At 53.4% G+C, this 23,221-nt stretch carries 25 protein-coding genes, 1 tRNA gene and 2 pseudogenes; 22 read left to right on the top strand and 6 right to left on the bottom strand.

Annotated elements, in window-relative coordinates:
- Positions 1-67: 67 nt before the first annotated feature.
- The gene (locus ACSAMP_RS15935; protein ID WP_457801010.1) at positions 68-844 is read right to left on the bottom strand and encodes an enoyl-CoA hydratase-related protein; all 777 of its coding nucleotides are present in this window, start codon (positions 842-844) and stop codon (positions 68-70) included.
- Between the two features lie 197 nt (positions 845-1,041).
- On the opposite strand from ACSAMP_RS15935, the gene ACSAMP_RS15930 reads away from it, so the two are divergent.
- Positions 1,042-2,571, top strand: a complete 1,530-nt coding sequence (locus ACSAMP_RS15930) for an oligosaccharide flippase family protein (RefSeq protein WP_457801009.1) — start codon at positions 1,042-1,044, stop codon at positions 2,569-2,571.
- A 3-nt stretch (positions 2,572-2,574) separates the two neighbouring features.
- On the opposite strand, the gene trmB is transcribed toward ACSAMP_RS15930, so the two are convergent.
- Positions 2,575-3,333: a tRNA (guanosine(46)-N7)-methyltransferase TrmB gene (gene trmB / locus ACSAMP_RS15925; RefSeq protein WP_457801008.1), complete on the bottom strand. Its 759-nt coding sequence runs from the start codon at positions 3,331-3,333 to the stop codon at positions 2,575-2,577.
- Positions 3,334-3,692: 359 nt separating this feature from the next.
- Here trmB and ACSAMP_RS15920 point away from each other — a divergent pair.
- The 4 genes from ACSAMP_RS15920 to ACSAMP_RS15905 all read left to right on the top strand — a co-directional run bounded on the left by ACSAMP_RS15920 (position 3,693) and on the right by ACSAMP_RS15905 (position 6,821).
- Positions 3,693-3,768 (top strand) — tRNA-Pro (locus tag ACSAMP_RS15920).
- Positions 3,769-4,046: 278 nt separating this feature from the next.
- The gene (locus ACSAMP_RS15915) at positions 4,047-5,342 is read left to right on the top strand and encodes an AAA family ATPase (RefSeq protein ID WP_457801007.1); all 1,296 of its coding nucleotides are present in this window, start codon (positions 4,047-4,049) and stop codon (positions 5,340-5,342) included.
- 330 nt (positions 5,343-5,672) lie between these two features.
- Positions 5,673-5,897, top strand: coding sequence for a DUF2188 domain-containing protein (locus tag ACSAMP_RS15910; protein WP_457801006.1), 225 nt, complete (start codon positions 5,673-5,675; stop codon positions 5,895-5,897).
- Positions 5,898-5,963: 66 nt separating this feature from the next.
- A complete protein-coding gene (locus ACSAMP_RS15905; protein WP_457801005.1) occupies positions 5,964-6,821 on the top strand; it encodes a toll/interleukin-1 receptor domain-containing protein in 858 nt (285 codons plus the stop codon).
- An 81-nt stretch (positions 6,822-6,902) separates the two neighbouring features.
- On the opposite strand, the pseudogene ACSAMP_RS15900 reads toward ACSAMP_RS15905, so the two are convergent.
- Positions 6,903-7,406: pseudogene (locus ACSAMP_RS15900) on the bottom strand (tyrosine-type recombinase/integrase); the annotation flags it as partial.
- Positions 7,407-7,667: 261 nt separating this feature from the next.
- Between ACSAMP_RS15900 and ACSAMP_RS15895 the strand changes: the two are divergent.
- From ACSAMP_RS15895 to mobQ, 16 genes and pseudogenes are all read left to right on the top strand, one after another.
- The gene (locus ACSAMP_RS15895; RefSeq protein ID WP_457801004.1) at positions 7,668-8,582 is read left to right on the top strand and encodes a ParB/RepB/Spo0J family partition protein; all 915 of its coding nucleotides are present in this window, start codon (positions 7,668-7,670) and stop codon (positions 8,580-8,582) included.
- Positions 8,583-8,633: 51 nt separating this feature from the next.
- Positions 8,634-9,248: a hypothetical protein gene (locus ACSAMP_RS15890; protein ID WP_457801003.1), complete on the top strand. Its 615-nt coding sequence runs from the start codon at positions 8,634-8,636 to the stop codon at positions 9,246-9,248.
- A complete protein-coding gene (locus ACSAMP_RS15885; protein ID WP_007883217.1) occupies positions 9,238-9,501 on the top strand; it encodes a DUF5720 family protein in 264 nt (87 codons plus the stop codon). The genes ACSAMP_RS15890 and ACSAMP_RS15885 overlap by 11 nt, the downstream gene beginning before the upstream one ends.
- A 19-nt stretch (positions 9,502-9,520) precedes the next feature.
- Positions 9,521-10,024, top strand: a complete 504-nt coding sequence (locus tag ACSAMP_RS15880; protein WP_457801002.1) for a hypothetical protein — start codon at positions 9,521-9,523, stop codon at positions 10,022-10,024.
- Positions 10,025-10,058: 34 nt separating this feature from the next.
- A complete protein-coding gene (locus ACSAMP_RS15875) occupies positions 10,059-10,841 on the top strand; it encodes a phosphoadenosine phosphosulfate reductase domain-containing protein (protein WP_457801001.1) in 783 nt (260 codons plus the stop codon).
- 27 nt (positions 10,842-10,868) lie between these two features.
- Positions 10,869-11,705 carry a DUF6017 domain-containing protein gene (locus tag ACSAMP_RS15870; RefSeq protein ID WP_457801000.1) on the top strand — a complete coding sequence of 279 codons (837 nt, stop codon included), beginning with the start codon at positions 10,869-10,871 and terminating at the stop codon, positions 11,703-11,705.
- A gap of 48 nt (positions 11,706-11,753) precedes the next feature.
- Positions 11,754-12,101 (top strand): DUF7768 domain-containing protein, encoded by a 348-nt coding sequence (locus ACSAMP_RS15865; RefSeq protein WP_116705172.1) that lies wholly within the window; start codon positions 11,754-11,756, stop codon positions 12,099-12,101.
- Between the two features lie 82 nt (positions 12,102-12,183).
- The gene (locus ACSAMP_RS15860; RefSeq protein ID WP_055270781.1) at positions 12,184-12,660 is read left to right on the top strand and encodes a PcfB family protein; all 477 of its coding nucleotides are present in this window, start codon (positions 12,184-12,186) and stop codon (positions 12,658-12,660) included.
- Positions 12,657-12,956: pseudogene (locus ACSAMP_RS15855) on the top strand (VirD4-like conjugal transfer protein, CD1115 family); the annotation flags it as partial. The gene ACSAMP_RS15860 and the pseudogene ACSAMP_RS15855, both read left to right, overlap by 4 nt.
- A gap of 32 nt (positions 12,957-12,988) precedes the next feature.
- A complete protein-coding gene (locus ACSAMP_RS15850; RefSeq protein ID WP_457800999.1) occupies positions 12,989-14,863 on the top strand; it encodes a recombinase family protein in 1,875 nt (624 codons plus the stop codon).
- Positions 14,864-14,942: 79 nt separating this feature from the next.
- A complete protein-coding gene (locus ACSAMP_RS15845; protein ID WP_457800998.1) occupies positions 14,943-15,134 on the top strand; it encodes a transposon-encoded TnpW family protein in 192 nt (63 codons plus the stop codon).
- Between the two features lie 133 nt (positions 15,135-15,267).
- Positions 15,268-15,582, top strand: coding sequence for a hypothetical protein (locus ACSAMP_RS15840; protein WP_457800997.1), 315 nt, complete (start codon positions 15,268-15,270; stop codon positions 15,580-15,582).
- Positions 15,583-15,665: 83 nt separating this feature from the next.
- On the top strand, positions 15,666-16,226 hold the full coding sequence (locus ACSAMP_RS15835) for an RNA polymerase sigma factor (RefSeq protein ID WP_457800996.1): 561 nt from the start codon (positions 15,666-15,668) through the stop codon (positions 16,224-16,226).
- Positions 16,223-17,227 (top strand): hypothetical protein, encoded by a 1,005-nt coding sequence (locus ACSAMP_RS15830; protein WP_457800995.1) that lies wholly within the window; start codon positions 16,223-16,225, stop codon positions 17,225-17,227. The genes ACSAMP_RS15835 and ACSAMP_RS15830 overlap by 4 nt, the downstream gene beginning before the upstream one ends.
- 80 nt (positions 17,228-17,307) lie before the next feature.
- The gene (locus tag ACSAMP_RS15825) at positions 17,308-17,601 is read left to right on the top strand and encodes a DUF3847 domain-containing protein (RefSeq protein WP_457800994.1); all 294 of its coding nucleotides are present in this window, start codon (positions 17,308-17,310) and stop codon (positions 17,599-17,601) included.
- A gap of 244 nt (positions 17,602-17,845) precedes the next feature.
- Positions 17,846-19,354: a MobQ family relaxase gene (gene mobQ, locus ACSAMP_RS15820; protein ID WP_457800993.1), complete on the top strand. Its 1,509-nt coding sequence runs from the start codon at positions 17,846-17,848 to the stop codon at positions 19,352-19,354.
- A 63-nt stretch (positions 19,355-19,417) separates the two neighbouring features.
- On the opposite strand, the gene ACSAMP_RS15815 is transcribed toward mobQ, so the two are convergent.
- The 3 genes from ACSAMP_RS15815 to ACSAMP_RS15805 all read right to left on the bottom strand — a co-directional run bounded on the left by ACSAMP_RS15815 (position 19,418) and on the right by ACSAMP_RS15805 (position 21,154).
- The gene (locus ACSAMP_RS15815; protein ID WP_457799222.1) at positions 19,418-20,263 is read right to left on the bottom strand and encodes an IS3 family transposase; all 846 of its coding nucleotides are present in this window, start codon (positions 20,261-20,263) and stop codon (positions 19,418-19,420) included.
- Positions 20,257-20,610 (bottom strand): transposase, encoded by a 354-nt coding sequence (locus ACSAMP_RS15810; protein WP_457799214.1) that lies wholly within the window; start codon positions 20,608-20,610, stop codon positions 20,257-20,259. The genes ACSAMP_RS15815 and ACSAMP_RS15810 overlap by 7 nt, the downstream gene beginning before the upstream one ends.
- A 124-nt stretch (positions 20,611-20,734) precedes the next feature.
- Positions 20,735-21,154, bottom strand: a complete 420-nt coding sequence (locus ACSAMP_RS15805; protein WP_055059684.1) for a nuclear transport factor 2 family protein — start codon at positions 21,152-21,154, stop codon at positions 20,735-20,737.
- 89 nt (positions 21,155-21,243) lie between these two features.
- On the opposite strand from ACSAMP_RS15805, the gene ACSAMP_RS15800 reads away from it, so the two are divergent.
- Positions 21,244-23,145 carry an AAA family ATPase gene (locus tag ACSAMP_RS15800; protein WP_457800992.1) on the top strand — a complete coding sequence of 634 codons (1,902 nt, stop codon included), beginning with the start codon at positions 21,244-21,246 and terminating at the stop codon, positions 23,143-23,145.
- Positions 23,146-23,221: the final 76 nt, after the last annotated feature.

The raw sequence follows: 23,221 nt of genomic DNA, 5'->3' as shown, positions 1-23,221 counted from the left end.
AAAGCACCGCTCCCGGCCCGTGCTCAGGTCGGGAGCGGCGCTGTGTTCTGTACCCTTATTTGTTCTTTTACTTGTTCTTGAATCCGGGCAGCTTCTCCTTTTTCAGGAAGGCGGCCATGGCGTCCTTCTGGTCCTCGGTGGCAAAGCACAGACCAAAGGCCTCGCTCTCATAGGCCACGCCGGTGGCCATGTCGGTCTGGAGACCACGGCGCACGGCGGCCTTAGACTGGCGGACGGCCACCTGGGCGTTGGCGGCGATGGCATCGGCCAGCTCCAGCGCCCGGTCCAGCATCTCCTCGGCGGGATAGACGTGGCTCACCAGGCCGATCTCCAGGGCCCGCTGGGCGTTGATGTTCTGGGCGGTGAGGATCAGCTCCATGGCGTTGGCAGAGCCCACCAGGCGGGGCAGACGCTGGGTGCCGCCAAAGCCGGGGGTGATGCCCAGGCCCACCTCGGGCTGGCCGAACTTGGCCTTCTCGCTGGCCACACGGATGTCACAGGCCATGGACAGCTCGCAGCCGCCGCCCAGGGCAAAGCCGTTCACCGCAGCGATGGTGGGCTTGGTCAGATTCTCCAGCTTCAAAAACACCCGGTTGCCCAGCACGCCGAAGGCCTTGGCCTCCGCCGCCGTCAGGGTGGACATCTGGCCGATGTCGGCCCCGGCCACAAAGGAGCGGCCCGCACCGGTGATCACGGCCACCAGAATGCTGTCGTCCGCCTCCACCTGGTCCAGCACGGCGTCCAGCTCCCGCAGCACCTGGTCGTTCAGGGCGTTCAGGGCTTTGGGCCGGTTCATGGTGATAAGGCCCACAGGCCCCCGGTGTTCTAACGTTACAAAAGACATATCAAATAACCTCCTGCATTCTCATTCGTTTCATCATTCCATCCAAAAACAGCGGGTCTGCCGGGAAAGCCGCAGCCCCATTCTGCAGGACCATTATATCCTATCCCGCCGCCCAGGGCAAGGGAAAAACCAGAGCCGAGGAAAAAGCATACCCCTCCCCCGCCCGGCATATGTTGACCGGGAGAGGAGGGGAAGCCATGGGCAAGGAGACCACGTCCGCCGGACAGGGGGCGGTGCTGCTGACGGTGCTGGGCGCGGCGTCCCAGCTGCTGGGCTTTGGCTATCGGGTGGCCCTGGCCCGTATGGTGGGGGCCCAGGTCATGGGGCTGTATCAGCTGCTCATGCCCGTTTACGCCGTGCTGCTGTCCCTCACGGCCATCGGCCTGACGGCGGCGGTGTCCAACCTGACGGCCCAGTATCTGGCCCGGGGAAACGCCCGTGGGGCGGACCAGGCCCTGGGGACCTGCCTGAAGCTGTTTGCCCTGATGCTGCTCCCCGTGGGCGGGTGGCTGATCTTCGCCTCGGACTTCGTGTCGGTGTCCCTGCTGGGGGACGCCCGCACCCAGCTGGGGCTTATTTTGCTGGTGCCCTGCGTGGCCCTCACGGGGGTAGAAAATTTTCACAAGCATTGGTTCTATGGGGCGGGCCTGGTGCGCCCTCCCGCCGTCACCGAGCTGTGTGAGCAGCTGGTGCGGGCTGCGGCGGTGCTGGGTCTGCTGTGGCTATTCCTGCCCCAATACCCGGAGCGGGCGGTGGGCCTGGTGGTGGCGGGGATGGTCCTGTGCGAGGTGTTCTCCGCCGTCACGCTGGCGGTGCTCTACCGCCGTCGCCGCCGGGGCGTTCTGTCCGGGCCCGGAGAGCCGGGGGCCGTCCGCCGCCGACGCATCGCCGCCATCGCCCTGCCCGTGGGCCTGAACGCCCTGCTGGGCAATCTGCTGGGGGCGGCCAACGCCGCTCTCATCCCCCAAAAGCTGGTGGAGGGGGGCATGGCCCGGGAGGATGCCATCGCCCAGCTTGGGGTGGTGTGCGGCATGACGCTGCCCATGCTGGCCCTGCCCACGGTGTTTCTGGGGGCGCTGAATCTGGTGCTGCTGCCCCGGCTGGCCCGGGCCAGGGCCCTGGACCGGTGGGACCGGGTCCGTCAGCTGGCCCAGCGGGCCCTGTCCGTGGTGGGGGTGCTGGCCCTGCCCGCTATGGCCTGGATGGCGGTGGTGGGGCCAACTCTGGGGCGGCTGCTCTTTGGCCGCCCGGTGGACGGCTATCTGCTGCCCCTGGCCGTCGTTATGGCTCTGAGCTGTTTCTGCTCGGTCCTGGGGGCCATTTTAAACGGGGTGGGCCGCCAGGGGACGGTGGCCTCCGTCTCCCTGCTGGGGGGCGGGGTGCAGCTGGCCCTGACGCTGGTGCTGGTCCCCCTGCCCGGGGTGGGTATGGGGGGCTATGTGGTCGGGGCCCTGGTCTCCGCTGGGCTGGAGGCCCTGCTGTGCCTGGTCCTCACCCTGCGGCACACCGGCCTGGCCCTGCGGCCCCTCCCTTGGCTCATCGCCCCCGGCCTGGCCGCCCTGTTATCAGCCCTGACCATGGCCCTGCTCCAGCGCAGATTACTGGCCTGCGGCCTGGGGGCCCTGCCCAGCGCCGGGGCCTGTCTGGTCTTCGGAGTGGTGCTCTATCTGGCCGCCCTCAGTGCCCAGGGGGTGGAGCTCCGGCGCATCTTCCGGCTGCGGGGATAGGCGTCAGTCCGCCTGCTCCTCCTCGGGCGCCTGGCCGTCAGCTTCTTCCCGCTCCGAATCGGGACGCACCCCGGGGTGGGCGTCTCCCCAGCCGGGGATGGGGTGGAACTCCGGCTCCGGGTCTACGGCCAGCTTGGTGCCCACGCAGCGGTTGATGGGCACGCCCTGGTCGTGGAACTTGGCCTCGTAGTCGGTCATCACGCCGCAGATGCCCTGGCTGTGCAGGTCCCGGGTGACCTCTGACAGGTCATAGCCCGCCTTGGGGAACTGGAACAGGGAGAACTCGAACAGGTCCCGGTTGTCCGTCTTAAAGCACAGCTTGCCGCCGGTCTTCAGAATGCCCCGGTACAGCACCAGGAAGTTCTCGTGGGTCAGGCGGCGCTTGGCGTGGCGGTTGGAGGGCCAGGGGTCGCAGAAATTGATGTACATCTGGTCCACCTCGTCGGGGGCGAAGTAGTCCCGCAGGCGGGCGGCGTCCCCGTCGATGAAGAACACGTTGGTCAGACCCTTGTCCATGCAGCGCTCCATGGCCACGATCATGGCGTCGGGGACCCGCTCCAGAGCGATGTAGAGGGTATCCGGGTGCTGCTGGGCGGTCTCGGCGGTAAAGCGGCCCTTGCCGCAGCCCAGCTCCAGCCGCAGGTCGGCGGCATCAGGCTTCAGATCCCGCCAGTGTCCCCGATAGGCGGCGGGGTCATCGATCAAAAACCGGCCGCACCGCTCCATCCGGGGGCTCAGGTTGGGCTTTTTTCTCATTCTCATGGAATTCACCTCGTCATTTTCTTGGATTTTTATCTTATCACAGATACGTAAGACTTGCAATTATTTCAAAAGTATACTATACTAAAAAAGCCTATATCGCCTGTCCACAATTCGGACAGACGGTGTGGAAAATATCCGGGTATAGCGGAGTTGGTACCGCGCCTGCTTTGGGAGTGCCGTGGCGGTATCCGGGGTTGGGCAAGGTAAAACGCCGCAAAGCCTTGTGACGCCTGTGTTTGCGGGATTTCCCCCGGCTGCCGAAAACGGCACAAAAGCGGCTTTGACCACAGGAATGACCACAGACAGAAAAATCTTTATTTTTACCCCTCGCCGTGGTATCATGGCAGAAAAGTGAATATCCGGGTATAGCGAAGTTGGTATCGCGCCTGGTTTGGGACCAGGAGACCGTGCGTTCGAGCCGCACTACTCGGACCAAAATTCCTCTGAAATCGTTGATTTCAGAGGGATTTTTCTTATTCTCTGTCTATTGCGGCGCAGGCGGTGATGCAATGCGTAAATATCTAAAACAGTTGCTTTTCACACACTAAAGTATACTTTCACGCCATTAGATTATGTTAATGTGCAAATATCTGCTCCTTCGTTGATAAAATGTATTGTTCTGCGTTTTTCATCATGATTGTCGAAAAATATAAATTAAGCATTGACATTTGGAATGCTATATGATAGATTATACTTAGAAAGGAGCGAAAGAGATGGAAAATCTCATTTTGAAGTCGATCTCTGTTGAGAACTTCGCTTCATTTGCTGAACCGATTATCTTCACAACAGAATCGGATTTCAGTAAAAAAGAGCACCTTGACAACACATTCGCCTGCGGAGGCAGTCGATTTAATAAGGTTTCATTCCTGTATGGAGCCAACGGATCAGGCAAAACATTTTTCTGTAAAATCCTCCGGGAGATTCAGCGCCTTCTTCTCGTTTCTCCGTTAGCTGCGACTGATGCTGCACAGTTGCTTTCCATTCCTCAACTAAAAGAAATGGACACTCCTGTGAAAACTTTTGCATTTGATACCAGCTTTCAAGAAAAACCGACAAAATTTGCAATCGAGCTTATCATAGACGGTACAACCTATCGGTATGCTTTCTCTGTCAAAGGAAAAGAGGTCGTTTACGAACTTCTCACAAAAAAACATCGAAGGACAGAAAAGTTGCTTGAACGCACCTCGTCTTCTTTTAAGGACATTACACTTCGTTCAGATTTAAAAGGATTTGATGCCGCAAAACATACCGTTAAGGCAGAAGCGCTATGTCTTCCGGTTGCCGGGATGTTAAACACCCCACTTGCATCTAAGATTGTTGCTGCGATAAGCGGAATCAATGTTGTCAATATGGCGGCTGGCAGGTTGGATCCTGTTAATCCCAAGGAGACCTTTTCGGAAGAACGGCTCAGAAAGTACATCAGCATAATAAAAAAAGCCGATCCGACCCTTCGAGATATTAAAGTTTCTTTTGAAGAAGAGGAGGTTGCCCGCCAAAGGGTTTCTTCGGACGATTTCGAAAACCGAGAACTTATTGCCAAGAGGACAAAGGTCGGCGTAGATTCACGGCACGCAGTGTATGAAAACGGCGAAGAGACAACCAGCGCACCACTTTCTTTTTTTGTAGATGAATCTTTAGGAACTGTAAAACTTTTTACAGCGTTGCCCTATCTCTTTGATGTTTTGGAGAAGGGTGGTATCCTTATCATTGATGAACTTGAAAACGGTCTTCACCTCTCGTTAGCTAAAGAGATTATCGAACTGTTCACCAGCGAAGTCAGCAACCCGCATCATGCACAACTAATCTGCACTTCACATCAGCCACTTTTGGTTGATGGCAACTATCGTCGAGATCAAGTGTGGATAACTGCAAAAGATAGTTGCGGGAAAAGCGTTTTACATAGGATGAGTGATCTTAAAACTTCTCGGGCAAAAGTTAATCTGGCTAATCGCATACTGGAAGGCGCCTTCGGGTGCAATCCAGACCTGTTCTTTGACAACAACACATAAAAGAGAAAAGAAAAAGACACCGAGCGGCAACTCGGTGTCCTGCGGGACGACAGAAGCACGGAACATGGTACTTTGTCATAATGCGTTATTATTTTACCATGTTTGGTTTCCGATTGCAATACGAAATCTGTGTCTGGAAAGGTAAAAAAACGCAGTCTTTTCCCAATAGTGTGATTATATAGATGAAATTCACTTTTTGGGAGGTCATAAAATGACTATCAAGTATAAGTATTACATTTGCCGCTGTGGCAAGCGCATTATCCCTATTACGAATCCATCCAAGTGTCCTCATTGTGGACGCGTGACCCGTTTGAAATGAGGTGAGCGGCTATGGGTAAAAATCAACATGTGACACCTCATCCCAATGGCGGTTGGCAGGTAAAAGGCGAGGGTAATACCCGTGCTACCGTGCGTACCACAACGCAAAAAGATGCGATTGATATCGCACGCGAAATTTCGCGTAACCAAGGTTCTGAACTGGTCATTCATCGACCTGACGGACGGATTAGAGATAAGGATTCTCACGGAAAGGATTCCTTCCCTCCAAGAGGATAACACCAGGGGGTATGTCCGCAGGGCATACCCCTTTTCCATCGATATTATGAGAAACTGGAGGCACCTATGTCAATCGAACAATACCAAAGAACTGTGAATGCACTTGATAAAGATATTGCGGATTTAGAAAAAAAGAAAGCTGCTCTGGATAAGAAAGCTGCTGAGGAGCAAAGAAAAGCCGCGAACATTACTATTAATAAAAATGCATCTACTGCAACAGTAAGAAGTAAATTGCAGCAACGAGACAATTACCTGGCCGCAGCAAATAAGGCCTCTGGCGAGAGCGCAACCTTAGCTAATAAGATTGCAGATAAACGAAAAAAGCGCAACGATGCCGCAGTCCATCTGCAAAAAGAAGAAGCTAAAGCTCGGAAAAAGCAGGATATGGCAGCTAAACAGATGCAACAGTCCTACGAACGAAGGATTGAAGAACTACAGGCGCTCTCAGTGCCCTCTGTCATGCCAGCAAGTAGAATGGAGGAAAGCACTTTGCCAGAGTATGATGTGTTTGTTTCCCACGCATGGGAAGATAAAGAGGAATTCGTTGATGAGTTTGTAGACGAGCTTCGCAAGTTAGGAGTCAAGGTATGGTATGATACCAGCGAAATCAAATGGGGAGATTCGATGAGAGCCAGAATTGATGACGGCCTCAAGAAGTCCAGATTTGGTGTCGCTGTTCTTTCACCTGACTACATCAAAGACGGTAAGTACTGGACGAAAGCTGAACTGGACGGGCTTTTTCAGCTGGAAAGCATCAATGGAAAAATGCTTTTACCCGTGTGGCACAACTTAACTAAGAAGGATGTTATGGCGTATAGTCCTATTATCGGGAGCAAGTTAGCAATGACCACTGCAACGATGACCGCAGCCGAAATCGCTGCAGAGCTATTGCCACTGCTGCCGCAGTCAGAAGCAGGCCAGTAACCATTGTTTTCAAGAGTGTCAGCATTAATAAGCCACTGGTATCGGTATGCACAATTGGCACCGATACCAGCGCTTTTTTATTTACTTTTCTGTGCCTTCTGCCATTTTCTTCTGGACTTTCTTCCTCTCCGGAATCTGAGGCGGAAGTGCCCCTTCCGCTTTCAGTCGCTGCGCCTCCGCAATCTCCGCTTTCATCTCCACGATCAACACCTTCAGCTTTTCCTCGCACTCCTCGCGGGTGCGGGCGTAGATGTTGCGGGAATGCTGTGTCCCGTCCGGCCATATGGGAGAATAGCGTCCCTCAAACAGGTGGTCATTGAGTTCGCTGACGCAGCCGGTGCCCGGTTTCCTTTTCTTCCCCACATAGGGCTGGAAGTCCACGATGCCTTTCTGCTCCGGCTCCGTTTCTTCCTGCGGTTCTGCCTTGCCGATGCTCCGGTCAATGCTGGCGGCAGCAGCGCGCTGCATATCGCCGGTGATGTGGGTGTAGATGTCCAGCGTTGTCACCGCCGACACATGGCCCAGCATGGCGGAGAGCGTCTTCACATCCATACCATTCTCCAGCGCCAGCGTCGCGAATGTATGCCCTTACGGTATAATTACGACAAACCGGAAAAGCCCCGTATATCAAGGGTTTTCGGTTATCTGGCAAGGTTTTTCATCCTTTTCCAAACCGAAAAATCGAGCCGCGAAGTAGTTATTTCGTAGGGGGTGTTATAGTAACGACAAAAATAAAATACCGTTTGGGCGGGCTGTCGGCCCGTCCAAAAAATCAGGACATTTCCTCTGCAAAGAAGAAATGTCCTTTTTTTGTACCCAAAATCAGATGCCGACAGGAGGAACACAATGCCTGAAAAAACAGTGCAGAAGGAACCGGGCAAAAAGCCCGCGTCATCCAAAAAGCCGAAACCGCAGCAGGAAGTAGTTGTTCAGATTTCGCTCTCTGAGCTGCATCCGTTCCCGGATCACCCCTTTCAGGTGCGAGAGGATGCGTCCATGCAGGAAACCGCCGAAAGCGTCAAGGAATACGGCGTCCTCGTCCCCGCGCTGGCACGGCCACGGGAGGACGGCGGTTATGAGCTGATCGCAGGCCACCGACGCAAACACGCCTGCGAGCTGGCAGGACTGGCCACCATGCCGGTTATTGTCCGTGACATTGACCGGGACGCTGCCACCATCATCGTGGTGGACAGCAACCTTCAGCGGGAGAACATTCTCCCCTCCGAACGCGCCAAAGCCTACAAGATGAAGATGGAGGCCATCAAGCGGCAGGGCGCACGGACGGATCTGACTTCGCCGAAAATTTCGGCGAAGTTCCGCAGCGATGATGAAGTTGGTCAGGATGCCGGTGTGAGCGGCGATACCATCCGCAACTACATCGCCCTGACGCAGTTAGTCCCGGAGCTTCAGCAGATGGTGGACGAAAAGAAAATCGCCCTCAGTCCGGCGTATCAGATCGCGGCACTGACACCCAAGGAGCAGGGCTTGCTTCTGGAAACTATCGACAGTGAACAGGCCACCCCCTCACTCTCTCAGGCGCAGCGGATGAAAAAGCTCAGTCAAAGCGGTGAGCTGAATGAGGACACCATGCTCTCCATTATGATGGAGCAGAAGAAACCGGAGAAGAACGACATCACCCTTTCCGGTGAAAAGCTGCGGAAATACTTTCCGCGTTCCTATACCCCGTTCCAGATTGAGAACACCATTTTCAAATTACTGGACGCATGGCAGAAAAAGCGCCAGCGCGACCAGAGCCGTTGAGCGGACAAGCAGTTTGTTTGTCCGCTATTTTCATGCCAAAAGGAGGACGCCATGTATATTAACACATTCAAATATACCCCCAAAGATGTGAGCTGCCAGCTCTGTACCGAGTATGTGAAAAAGCTGGGCTGTACCGCCCTGCGCTGCCCGTGGCTGGCCGAGCGCATCGAGGCCGGTGTGGTCGGCTACCGCGAGGCAGTCTTAGAGACATTTCCCCATGAACGCCGCCTGTTCCAGCGCCTGAACCTGCTGATCAAGCACTATCCCGGAAGCCTTTGGCGCAACGAGCAGCATGAGCGCCGAATGCAGTATCAATGTGCCGTGCAGGGCTACCGCCGCCGCAGAGATACCAACGCCTATTATGCGGCCATGTACCTGCTGACCTCTAATGACGACATTTACCGCCGCACGGCAAATTGCTTCTGCAAGGACGGGATTGAGTTCGGCTATGCGGTGTTGAAAAACACCTCGCCGCACAACTACGCACTGTTCATGGCAGCGCGCGACCTCTGCGACAAGACGGAGGCCGTCACGATGGCGGACTTGGCGGAACCGGAGGTCATTGACCCGGAGGCGCTGCGCCTGATCGTCAATGCCACCCTGATTGCCCGCTATGGGCTTGCCGCCTTTCAGATCAGAGCGCGAGGTGCCGAATATGAACGCTGATGATTTTGTCGGCGGTCACAGCATCCTTGCGCTGGAGCGCTTTATGGACGAAACCCGCCACATGATTATTTTTGATGTCCTGTCGTGGAAATCCCCAGTGGGTGAAAAGGGCGAACGGCTGCGGCTGTTCCTCTCCGACGTGGGATATGCCAAGGCGCAGGCATCCGAGAAACGCGGAGAAATCAAAATTCGCAAACACGCCGCCGTCATTGAGGGGCATATCCTTCCTGACCGGAAAAAGCGGCGTCACTAAAGTGATTGGAGGAATTACTATGAGCAGAGTAACAGAGCTGGAAAAAGCGCTGACCACGCTGTTCCGCAAGGGTACGGAGGTCGGCTACACGGAAACGGAGATCGACGAGTTTCTGGAAAACATTGACTATCACGCCCTGCTGCAAGCCGTTTGGAACAAGGCTGAAACGGTCTATGCCTACCGCGCAGACGGCAAAAATGCGCTGAGCTTGGACTATCGCAGCTCGGAGCTGTTCAAGCAGCGAGCGACGCTTCTCTATGAGGACGTAAGCGACAGCTATATCGGCGCGGTGTTTGCTGCCCGGTCGATGGAGCTGTGGCTGCTGGAGGATATGGGCTTTGCCGTCGTTGCCAAATTCAGCGTGAACGCCGGAGAAGGCGAATACGTCACCGAGTATCGCGTCTACAAGGGCAGCGATTGGGCGGACAGCGAGATTTCTCTGGATTTGGAGGACTTGGTGGCTGAGCTTGCCGCCCTGTGCGATCCCTACTACGAACACGAGCAGCCCATCTATGAGCTGTGATGTGGGAAAGGAGTGAAAACGGAGCGGCTTCCCCATGCAGGGAACCATTCAAAACACAAACGGCAAGCAGTTTCACGCCGTCAGTCTGTCCGGGGGTAAGGACAGTACCGCCATGCTGCTTTTGATGATCGAGCGCGGTATGCCCATCGACATGGTGCTGTCAGCGGACACCGGCATGGAGTTCCCGGAAATGTACGAACACCTTGCCAAACTGGACGAGCATCTTTTCCGGGAGCGCGGCATCCATATTACCACGCTGCGGCATCCCAAGGGCTTTGAATACCTGATGTTCGACGAACCCAAGCAGAAGCCCCGCAGTCTGGAAAACCGTGCAAAGCTGGGCATCCCGCCCTACGGCAACGGCTGGCCGGGAATCCGCGTCCGCTGGTGTACCGGGCAGCTCAAAACGCACCTCATCACCAAGGAGGTCAACCGGCTCAAAGGCGAGCTGGGCGCGATCCACTATGTCGGTATCGCCGCCGATGAAGCGTGGCGCTGCAAGGATGAGCGGTATCCCCTCGTGGAATGGGGCATCACGGAGGCGCAGGCGCTCCAAGCCTGTTACGACCGTGGCTTTGACTTCGGCGGGCTGTATGAGATTTACCACCGTGCGTCCTGCTGGTGCTGCCCGTTCCAGCGTATCGACGAGCTGCGGAAGCTGCGAAAACATCACCCGGAGCTGTGGGAAAAGCTGCTGGAGCTGGATCGCCGTGCGCTGGCGCAGTTCGGCACCGGCCCGCTGGGACAGTTCAAGCAGAACTGGAGCGTAAAGCGGCTGGATACGCGGTTTGCCGAGGAGGACGGCCAAACAGGTTGACTGCCCTGCGGAAAGGATTGAAGCAATATGGCTGTATTTCGCGTTGAACGGACGCGGGATTACACGGTGATGTGCAACCATCACCTGAAAGACAGCAATCTTTCCCTGAAAGCCAAGGGGCTGCTCTCCATGATGCTCTCCCTCCCCGACGAGTGGAACTACACCACGCGGGGGCTGGCTGCGATCTGCAAGGAGGGCGTGGACGCCATCGGGAAAACGCTCAAGGAGCTGGAGCTGGCGGGCTACATCATCCGCCGTCAGCTTCGCGGCAAGGATGGGCGCATTTCCGACACGGAGTACACCATCTTCGAGAAGCCCCGAAAGCCCGCTCCACCGGATACGACTTTACCAGATACGGAAAACCCGTATCTGGATAACCCGGATACGGAGGCACCGGATACGGATAATCCCGCGCAATTAAATACTAAGAAATCTAATACTCAAAAATCAAATACTGATCTATCAAGCACTCATTCATTCTTTCTGCCTGCGGCGGACGGAATGACGGACGGGCTTGAGAAAAAAGCGGAGATCAGAGAGCAAATCGAATACGACATTCTCTGTCAGCAGTATGACCGGATGCAGCTTGATGAGCTGGTGGAGATCATGCTGGAGGTGGCTATGAACCGCAGCCCCACAGTCAAGATCGGGCGGGATGCGGAGTATCCCACCGGCTTCGTGCAACAGCGCTTTGAAAAGATCACCTCCATGCACATCGAAAAGGTCATGGACGGTATCCGCGAGAACACCACTCGCGTTTGGAATACGAAAGCCTATCTTATGGCGGCGCTGTTCAATTCCGTTTCCACCATCGACAACCACTATGCCATGCTGGTCAATCACGATTTTCACGGCGGCCCCTAAAGGCCGTCATTTTTCATGCCCGATTCCGGGAGAAAGGATTTGATACCGATGAAACGCCCCCTTGCCTACATCACCGCTCCGTGGAGCGAGAACGAGTTTGAGAACACTGAAAATGCCGCCAAGTATTGCAGGGCGGTCTATGACGCGGGCTTTTCGCCCGTCTGCCCCACGCTGTTTCTGCCGCTGTTCCTACGCGATGAGATTCCGCAGGAGCACAAGGACTGCATCGACATGGCGCGGGAGTATCTGCGCCGCGCTCGTGTACTGGTGGTTTGCGGCGGCACCGTGAATGAAAGCGTGAAAAACGACATCGCCGTGGCCGAGCGCCTGCGGATCACCGCCACCACGCTGGACGGCATCCTGACCGTCAAGGGACAGGGGCGCAGAAATGAATGAGCATCTTCTGCACCGGCTGGTGGTACCGCCTTAGTGTCCCGGCGTTCTCCCTGCAAATCGGAGGAAAGGAGCGTGATAAGTCATGCAGGAAGAAGTTGAACAGAGAATCGTATCCTTGATGATCTCCTGCGGAAAGCTGGGTGAACAGGAATTTCGCAAAGCCATTGCCAAGCTGCTGGAGCAACTGAAAAACGACCGCCAGAAGCATCAGTACAGCAAGGCCAATCCCCACGGAAAAATGACCGTCAAGCAGCTTGCCGCCAAGGATAAGGGGTTGCAGAGCATTGAAGTCACCGATCAGAATATCGGCTCATTCAACCGGATCGCCCGGAAGTATGGCATTGACTTCGCTCCATTCAAGGTCAAGGGCGAAAAGCGGTACATGGTGTTCTTCAAAGCGCCGGACGCCGACGCCATGACCGCCGCGTTCAAGGAATACACTGCCAAACAGGTCAGGAAGGCGGAACGCCCCTCGGTGCTGGAAAAGCTGCAACACTTCAAGTCGCTCATTCAGGCGGCTGTGGTGGACAGGACAAAGCGGAAGGAGCTGGAACGATGAAGCAAGTCAACGTCAAAAAGCTCATCCTTCCCAATATTCCGTATGTGTTCATCGCGCTGCTGGCCACCAAGGTCAGCGAGGCGGTGCGGCTGGCTCCCGGTTCGGACGCTTCCGCGAAGCTCCTGAACATTATGACCGGTCTGAACACAGCGTTTCACTCCCTTGTCCCCAGCTTTCATCCCATTGACCTGTGCGTGGGCGTTGCCGCCGACATCGCTATTCGGCTGGCGGTCTATATCAAGGGCAAAAATGCCAAGAAATTCCGCAAAAATCTTGAGTACGGCAGCGCCCGTTGGAGTGCATAATTTTAAGTGTAAATGACACATACATGGACGCACAGGAGGTTATGCACATGACTGATTATAGCAAAATTACAGCCCTTTACTCCCGCCTTTCCGTAGGCGACGAGGACAGGGACGGCGGCGAGAGCAACAGCATACAGAACCAAAAAATATTTTTGGAGAACTATGCCAGAGGGCAGCACCTAACCAATATCCGGCACTACATCGACGATGACGAAAGCGGCAGGTTTTTTGACCGCTCCTCCTACTCCCGCATGATGGACGATGTGGAAAACGGGAAAATCGGTGTCTGCATTATGAAAGACCTTACCCGCTGGGGGCGTGATTATCTCCAAGTCGGCAACGCGATGGAGATATTCAGACGGAACAATGTGCGTTTTATCGCGGTCAACAACGGCATTGACAGCGAGAAGCCCGACACATTGGAGTTTGCGCCCTTTATCAATATCATGTCGGAGTGGTACGCAAAGGACATCAGCAAGAAAGTGAAAACAGGCATTAAGACCAAAGGCATGAGTGGAAAGCCGATTGTCACCGAAGCCCCTTACGGCTATGTCAAAGACCCGGACAACAAGGATTTTTGGATAATCGACGAGGAAGCCGCCGAGGTTGTCCGTTTGATTTTCCGTCTGTTTATCGGTGGGAAAAACCGCAACCAAATCGCCGTGCATCTGAAAAACGAGCAAATCCCTACCCCCACTTTCTACATGAAAGACCGCGGGCGGGGAACCTGTAAAAATAAGACGCTCAACGAGGATAACCGCTGCAAGTGGAACAAAGCCACCTTGACCAATATCCTCACACGGCAGGAGTATTGCGGCGATGTGGTCAACTTCAAGACTACAAAGCATTTCCGGGATAAGCATAACCACTATGTAGACCGGAGCCAGTGGCACATCACAGAAAATGTGCATGAGCCGATTATCAGCCGCAGCGATTTTGAAACCGTACAGCGGATTTTGGAAAACGCACCCGTCAAACGCCCCAACGGGGACGGGGAAATCCACCCTCTGTCCGGCTTGCTTTTCTGTAAAGACTGCGGCGCAAAAATGCACATTCGTATAGATTATCGGAATGGTGGCAAGCGTCATGTTGCCTATTGCAGCGAGTACCACAAGGGAAAAGCCAAGAACCCCAAATGCCACTCCCCGCACATCATGGACGCGGACTTGCTCATGCAGACCGTCGCGGAAGTGCTGAAGAAAATCGAGGACTATTCTATCAGCAATCGGGCGGAGTTTGAAGCCTTAGTGAAAAAGAACCTTGTCATGCAGCAGACCGACCAGACCAAAAAGCAGCAGAAGCGTATTCCGCAAATCACGACGCGCCTTGAACAGATTGACAAGGTGCTGAATAAGCTCTATGAGGACAACGCCCTCGGCACGATCCCGCAAGACCGTTATGAGCAGATGTCGCAGAAGTATTCGGAAGAATACTATGCGCTGAAAGCGGAGCTTGCCAAGCTACAAGACCAACTATCCGCTTATGAGAACGCGGGAGGACGGGCGCAGAAGTTTTTGAAGCTGACGGAACGCCATGCCGCCTTTACCGACCTTACACCCGCCATTCTCAACGAGTTTATCAGCCGAATTGAAGTGCATGAGCGCGACCAGAAAAGGGCGAGATACGCAATCCAACACATCAGCATATATTTCAATTATATCGGCAAGTTTGAGAATGAAGTGACACAGCTTGCAGAACCGACCGAGCAGGAAATCCAGCAAATGCGGGAGGAAATCGAAGAAGCCAAAAAGGAAAAGAGCCGCGCCTACCACCGGCAGTATTCAAGGGAGTACCGGGCGCGAAACCTTGAAAAGCAGCGAGAGTATGACCGAATGAAAGCGCGGGAATACCGGGCAAGGAGAAAGGCGCAGGCTGCCGCCGCACAGCCCACACAGTAAAACAGAATAACCGTCAACCAAGAGGGATTTTCCGAACTACGGGAAATCCCTCTTTTGCGCCCAAAGAAAGGAGCCGCCTATGGCAGAACAGACCCCCGACAGTATCATCACGACCCGGAGGAACGGGCAGACCATTGTTGCAGAGTTGTTTTTCAATCACAGCAGCACAGAAACCTTCCGCGACAAGCTGCTCAAACTGGCACTTGCCGACAGCTCGCGTTTATCCGCGTCTGACGGTCAAGAGCCGGAAAAAACAGAAATCTTGCGATAACAGCCGCCCTGACGATACACTCCCCGTCCGGGCAGTTTCTATTTGAAAATCCTCATTTTCCCCAAGTCAAGAGCCGAGGAAAACACCCGAAAAATGCCCCTACTGCGTAACAGGGGCGCAGAAAGGAGAGTTTATGAGAACAGGGCTTACGAAGCAGGAAAAGACCACCGATATTTGGTTTGACGAGAAAGACCCCCTTATCCATATCCGCACCCACAACACCGACTTAAAGAAGCGGCTTGCCGCCTACTCCGGACAGTACCCCGACCAGTGCCGCCAGACCGACGCAGACCCCGAAACGGGTTGCATGGAGTTTGAGATTGTAAAGGGGCGTTTCTCTTTCCGTCTGACCGCCCCATACAGTGAGGAACGGAGGAACGCCGCCAGCAAAGCGGCAAAGAAACATTCCGGCAACTTGACACCCCCTATTCAAAAAGATGTGCTATAATTTTTTTGAAAACTTCTCTCTTTCATTTAGTGTTTGCAGCTAAAACCGTAGTATATGAGTGAAGCCGGAAAGGAGGTGGCGCGATGATCGATGATGAAAAAATTATCGAGTTATTTTTTGAGCGTTCCGAACAAGGCATACGGGAGCTGGACATGAAATACGGAAAAATCTGTCACAACCTTTCGTACAACATTGTGAACAGCAGACGGGACGCGGAGGAATGTGTAAACGACGCTTATTTAGGCGCATGGAACGCTATTCCCCCGGTACACCCAAATCCCTTGTTGTCCTACATTGTGAAAATCGTGCGGAACATTTCCCTTAAAACCTATTGGAGAAAGGAAGCGGCAAAACGAAGCGGACACTATACGGTTGCCTTAGAGGAAATCGAGGGCTGCATCGCAGACCAGAAAACCGTGGAAGATGAAATTGAAGCCAGAGAGTTAGCCCGTATCATCGAGGCATTTTTGGATACGCTGACCGTTAAAGAACGCGTTATCTTTATGCGCCGCTACGCGTATGCAGATACCTATGCAGACATAGCAAAGTGCGTAGGAATATCTGAAAAAAATGTATCCGTCCGGCTCACTCTGATCCGTCAGAAGATGAAACAATACTTGATAGAACGGGAGGTTTTTATATGAACGCTAAATTGTTTTCCGAAGCCATGAGCGAAGTCAAAGACGAGTATTATGAGGAAGCCGCAAACTACCACTGCCAAAAACACAGGTGGATAAAGTTCACTTCTTTAGCTGCTTGCGCCGCCATCGTGTTAGCAGTATCATTTGCGACATTGTGGAAACAGTTCCCAGGACAAACTTTGCCACAGCCAGATAATAATCCCCCAATCACTACAAACCCAGATGAACAATCGGACAATACTGAGCAGGTCATAAGTCTTAACATCAATGAAATTGCCGCTCCTGATGCCGTAATTAGCAACATTAATCTTTCCGGAGACGATTTTACCGCAATATCTTATGAAGAACTGCTCACTTATTTTGATGTTTCCCTTCCAATTACAGAAACGCTCCCCTATCTTACACTCCAGAGCAAAGATTTTGGCATCTTCCAGTCAGAAAATCGTGATGCTTATTATGATGGAAATTCTGTTGTGTTCCAAAATTCCGATGGAACGCAGAGCGTCAATATCGTCCTGTCAAAAGTGTTTAAGCACACTTATGATATTTTTGATTTAAGTGATGACGAACTCAAGTTTACAGATATCAATGGTAGGGAGTTGGCTGTTTTCCACTACAAAAATGAAAACGGAGCAGAATGTTATTATGCTGAATTCTTGCAAGATGATGTTGCTTTCATAATCAGTTCGGAAAATATATCTGCGGAGGATTATGCGAAATGCCTGCAAGCATTGGTCAATAAAACACAGCAAAGCAGTAACTCTGTCCACACTATCACAGGTGAAATTATGGCAATCGACCCATACGCAAATCATATAGGAATTCGTTTAGACGAGGATAAGGCCCCGGAATACAGCCGCGGGTACGGGATTGATCTACCAGACGGACAATCTGCTGACGGATATTCGCTTGGTGACCGTGTAGAGGTAACATATACAGGGGAGCCAGCAACAATTCTAACAATATGGGCAGAGCAATTTGTGGATATAACTTTACTTCCATAAAGGCAAAAAATATAACAAGGGGCAGCCGAGAAATCGACTGCCCCTTTTCTATATCCATGAGCAGAAAGGAGCGACCAACCATGACAAAGCCAAGAGAGAAAACCCGCGAGGAGCTGCAAGCCGAGATTGAGGACGGAAAGAAGAAAATCCGGCAGTTTGAGAACCGGGAAAAGATGTTGCGTCAAAAGCTATCCAAAGAGGAACGCAGAACGCGCAGCCACCGCCTTATCGTCCGGGGCGCGGTCTTTGAAAGCATTGTGCCGGAAGCAAAGAACATGACCGACGAGGAAGCCACAGCACTTCTCCGGCTTGCCTTGACGAGTGAACCAGCGCGGAAATATCTGAAAAAACGAGCCGAGGGAGCGACAAGCTGAAAATCCCTTAGGAACTAAGGGCGCACTTATACACCCTTGCGGGCGTGTGCGCTCTGCCGAGGGCTTGTCGGCACAGAGAGAAAGCCGCTTGCTTCCCTCTCTGACCGACATTGGCGGCTTTGCCGCAACAAGGGGCTGCACCCCTTGCGCCGCTTACGCGGCTATCCCTGCACACCCACAAAAACGGTACACCCGCCGTTGGCGCCTGTACCATTTTTGCGGGTTTTATTATCCTATCCGGGAGGTGATACCCATAGCCATTTACCATTGGAACATCGGCATTGTGAGCCGAGGAAAAGGCAAATCAGCCGTTGCCGCAGCCGCCTACCGAAGCGGCGAAAAGCTGACAAACGAGTGGGACGGAATGACCCACGACTACACCCGCAAAGGCGGTGTTGTCCATACAGAAATCATGCTGCCGTCCCACGCCCCGCCCTCTTTCTCTGACCGTTCAACCTTGTGGAACAGCGTGGAGCTTTACGAGAAAGCCGGGAACGCCCAGCTTGCCAGAGAGATTGACGCAGCACTCCCCATTGAGTTATCCAGAGAGGAACAGATCCGGCTTGTCCGGGAATACTGTTCCTCTCAATTTGTTTCCAGAGGAATGTGCGTTGATTATGCCATTCACGACACCGACAGCGGCAACCCCCATTGTCACATCATGCTTACCATGCGCCCCCTTGACGAGCGCGGCACATGGGCAGCGAAATCCAAAAAGGAATATGACCTTGACGAGAACGGCGAGCGTATTCGCTTGCCAAGCGGCAGATACAAGACCCACAAAGTTGACCTTACAGGCTGGAACGACAAGGACAACACCCTCTTGTGGCGCAAGGCATGGGCTGACTTTACCAACGACTTTTTGGAGAGGAACGGAAGCCCGGAGCGCATCGACCACCGCAGCAACGCCGAGAGAGGAATTGACGAGCTGCCCACCGTCCACATGGGCGTGGCGGCTTGCCAGATGGAGAAGAAAGGCATCGCCACCGAGAAAGGCGAACTGAACCGCAGTATCCAAAAGACAAACCGCCTTATCCGGGAAATCCGGGTGCAGATTGGGAAGCTCAAGGAATGGATTGCCGACCTGTTCAAAGCGCGGGAAACCGCCCCGGAACAGCCGCCGCAATCTCCCAACCTTGCAAATCTGCTGATGAAGTATTTGAGCGTTCAGAGAGAAAAGAGCCGGAAGTATTCGCAGCGTTGGCAACAACAGCACACAGCCGATGAACTGAAAACCATAGCGGCGGCGGTCAACTATCTCTCCGAGCATGGTATCTCTAATCTTGACGAGCTGGACGCTTCTCTTTCCTCTGTCAGCGATAAAGCCTATTCGATCCGGGAGGGAATGAAAACCGCCGAGCAGCGCATGAAAGAACTGCAAAAACTCATGGAGTACGGCAGAAATTATCAGACCTACAAGCCCATACAGGACGAGTACCGGCAAATCCGCTGGAAAGGAAAACAGGAGAAGTTTGCGGAAGCCCGCCGCGCCGAGCTTACCCTATGGGACGCAGCAAACCGCTATCTCCATGCCCATTTGCCGGAGGGCGTGAAAACCCTGCCGATCTCCGCGTGGGAGAAAGAATATACCGCCCTCAAAGCACAGCGAGAAGTGGAATATGACACGCTGAAAGATACCCGCGCCGAGGTTGCCGAGCTTCAAAAAATCCGCAAATGCGTGGATATTGCACTCCGCGCCGACCAGCCGGAACAGACGCAGAGCCGCACCAAGCGGCAGGAACAGGAGCGATAAAGAAAAGGACGGGCAAGTGAAGTGACCCCCAAAAGTTAGACAATATTTTGAAGTAAAAATTGTTCAAGCAGCCGAAAGGGCTTGCTGTCTGTGAATTGCAGGCGGCAAGCCCTTTAGCTTTGCCTTGATGCGGCGGTTGTTGTAGTAATCCAGATATTCGATCAGTTCCAGTTTGAAGTGTTCCATGGAGCGGAACTCCTGCAAATACAGCAGTTCACTTTTGAGTAAGCCGAAGAAATTCTCTATCACGGCGTTGTCCAGACAGTTTCCTTTCCGGCTCATGCTCTGGCGAACACCTTTCTCCCGGAGCATCTGTTGGTATTGTTTGTGTTGGTACTGCCAGCCCTGGTCAGAATGGAGAATCAGGTTTGTTCCGGCCGGGATCTTTGCAAACGCCTCGTCCAGCATGGTGGTTACCATGCTGAGTACAGGACGATCCGATATGGTGTAACTGACCAGATCGCTGCTGCACAGATCGAGAATCGGGGACAGATAGAGCTTCTCTCCAAACAGGCTGAACTCCGTCACATCCGTGACCCATTTCTGATTCGGCTTTTCGACATGAAAATCCCGATTTAGCAAATTTGGTGCAATTTTGCCTACTTCTCCCTTGTAGGAACGATATTTTTTCATCCTGACACGACAAACTAAGCCCAGCTTCTTCATGAGCCGCTGGACAGTCTTGTGGTTCACAGAGAATTTACGCTTGCGAAGTTCTGCCGTGATCCGGCGATAGCCGTACCGGCCCCTGTTTTCGTGGTAAATTGCTGCGATTTCTTCCTTAACAGATGCATATTTGTCTTCTCTCTGCATCTGCTTCAAATGATAGTAGAAAGTTGCACGGGGCAGCTGAGCGATTGAGAGCAGAATACTGAGTGCGTGTTTTTGCCTTAGCTTCTGAACTACCAGCGTTTTCTGCGCTGGCGTCGCTCGTCTTCCAAAACCAAGGCTTGCAAGTTTTTTAGGTAATCGTTCTCCGCACGCAGTCGCTGCACTTCGGCCAGCAGATCTTCTTCCACCTGCTTCGGCAGCTGCTTTGGCGGACGACCCTTACTGCTGCGGCCACGCCGTTCGATGGCTAACCCTTCCGGCCCTTCTTCCAGGTAGATTCGCTCCCATGATTTGATTCGATCTCTACTGTTTACCTCAAATCTACGGCAGGTTTCGCTGTAACTCAATTTCTCTTTCTGCATGGTTTCAATCACCAGTTTTTTGAATTCCGGCGTATATCGTTTGTTTGGTACTCCTTTTGGCATAGCAAAACACCCCACTTGTTAGATAGTATACCATACTGTCTAACAAATGGGGTGCAGTTCAAAGCTACTTTGCCTGTCCGTCCTAAATGTTTTCCGATAAAATGGACGCTATTGATTCCTAATATTAAAACCAACTTGCTCTTTCGTCCCTAAATTCGGGCAGGTCACTATGCTCATAAGGATTATAATTATTCAAATTGCAGCCAAACTCTTTCAATGATTTTATTTTATTATCCTTTGTCCATTCAACCAGGGAAATTCCATCAAATTCCTCTATGCTCCCATTGTTCATTTCATTTTTGAAATACCACTCCACAATCGTCTGATTTCCTTTGTGGAAAAATTGTTTGATTTCCCAAGCAACGACTTTGCCACGAGTATTCCATTCCTGAAACCAGTGTTTTACGATTTGACGGTTATTATATTTTGGACCCCAACTTTCAGTATAAATTACATCTTCTGCAAAAATATTATCAATACCTAAATCCTGTTTTGTAAGCCACATTTCAAACCATAAGTGAATATTTTTTTCTCTTTCATTCACAATCCAGCACCTCACTAACTTCCGATTTTTCGGTTTCATTCTACATCAAAACTATGAACAATTCAACCACAGAAAGAGAGGTATCAGCCATGTATTACACCCAAGAACAGATAGACCGCGCCAACCAAGCCGACCTTGTTTCTTTTCTGCAAGGACGGGGCGAGCAGCTTACCCGCGCCGGACAGGAATACCGTTGGAAACGGCACGACAGCCTGACCGTCTGGGGCAACAAGTGGTATCGCCACAGCCAGAGCAAGGGCGGCGCACCCATTGATTTTGTCATGGAGTTTTTCGGCAAGAGCTTTACCGAAGCCGTTGAAATGCTGACAGGAGAAAAAGGCGCAGCCCCGCCGCCGGACAGACCAAGCCCCGCGTCCTTTTCTGACTTTCGACTGCCGCCCCGCAGTACCGACAACAGCATAGCGAGGAACTACCTCACAGCCGCCCGCCGCATTGATGAAGATGTGACGGGCTTTTTCTTTGCCACCGGGGATATTTACGAGGAAGCCGCCCACCACAACGCCGTATTCGTAGGGCGGGACGAGGACGGAGTACCACGCTACGCCCACCAGCGCGGCACAGCCGGGAGCTTCCGGCTTGATGTGAAAGGCAGCGACAAAGCCTTTAACTTCTGCTACCGGGGCGAGGGCGAAAGATTGTTTGTCTTTGAAGCCCCGATAGACCTCTTATCTTTCCTCTGTCTGTTCAAAAAAGACTGGCAAAAGCAAAGCTATCTGGCGTTGGGCGGCGTGGGGGAAAAAGCCCTTTTGCGTTTCCTTTCTGACCGTCTGAACATCAAGACCGTTTACCTCTGCCTTGACAGCGACCAAGCCGGAAGCGGCGCTTGCAGCCGCCTTGCGGAGCTTGTGCCGGAGGGCTTGACCGTTCACCGCCTTGTGCCGCTTTACAAGGACTGGAACGAGGTATTGCAGCACCGGGCAGAAATCGCGGACGGGAAGTATATCCGGGAAGCGATTTACGGCTTGAAAGAACCGCCACAGGAAGAAACCGTTGAGATTATCCGCATGAGCGAGGTTGATACACAGACCGTTGAATGGCTATGGGAGCCGTATATCCCCTTTGGGAAAGTAACCATTGTGCAAGGCAATCCCGGCGAAGGTAAGACCACTTTTGCCCTACGCCTTGCCGCCGCCTGCACCACCGGGGGAACGCTGCCGGGAATGAAATCCTTGCCGCCATTCCAAGTGATTTACCAGACCGCCGAGGACGGGTTGGGCGATACCGTCAAGCCCCGCTTGATGGAAGCAGAAGCCGACCTTGACCGGGTGCTTGTGATTGATGAAGCCAAGCGGGAGCTTACCCTGTCCGATGAGCGCATAGAAAAGGCAATCACGCAGAACGGGGCGCGGCTGATTATCCTTGACCCCATACAGGCGTACATGGGCGAAAAAACCGACATGAACCGGGCAAACGAAGTGCGCCCCATGTTCCGCCGCCTTGCCGATGTTGCCGAGCGTACCGGGTGCGCCGTTATCCTTATCGGACATCTCAACAAAGCTGCCGGAGGGCAGAGCGCATACCGGGGCTTAGGTTCTATCGACTTCCGCGCCGCAGCAAGGAGCGTCCTGCTGATCGGGCGCGTGAAGCGAGAACCGAATGTGCGCGTTATCGTCCATGACAAATCTTCCCTTGCGCCGGAGGGCAAGCCCGTTGCCTTTTGCCTTGACCCGGAAACGGGCTTTTCGTGGATAGGCGAATATGATATAACCGCCGACGAGCTGCTGTCCGGCGCGGGCGGGAACACCGCCACCAAGACCGAACAGGCGGAACGGCTGATACTGGATTTACTGGCAGACGGGAAAGAGCTTGCCAGCGAGGACATTGTAAAAGCCGCAGCCGAAGCCGGAATATCCGAAAGGACGGTACAGAACGCCAAGCGCAACATGGGCGGCATTTTAGGCGCAAGGCGTGTCGGCGGTCAATGGTACAACTTCATCAAGAAGAAGCAGCCACCCGAACCCGCAAGCTGAAAGTGCAAAACGCAGACCCTTTGCGCTTTGCACTTTCGCACTTTCACGATAATTTGCGTCAATAACTCAAAAAAGC

The sequence above is a fragment of the Flintibacter sp. SJQ-8 genome (assembly GCF_054108085.1).
Note: the sequence above shows the minus strand (reverse complement) of the source record. Positions and strands in the feature narration are given on the sequence as shown.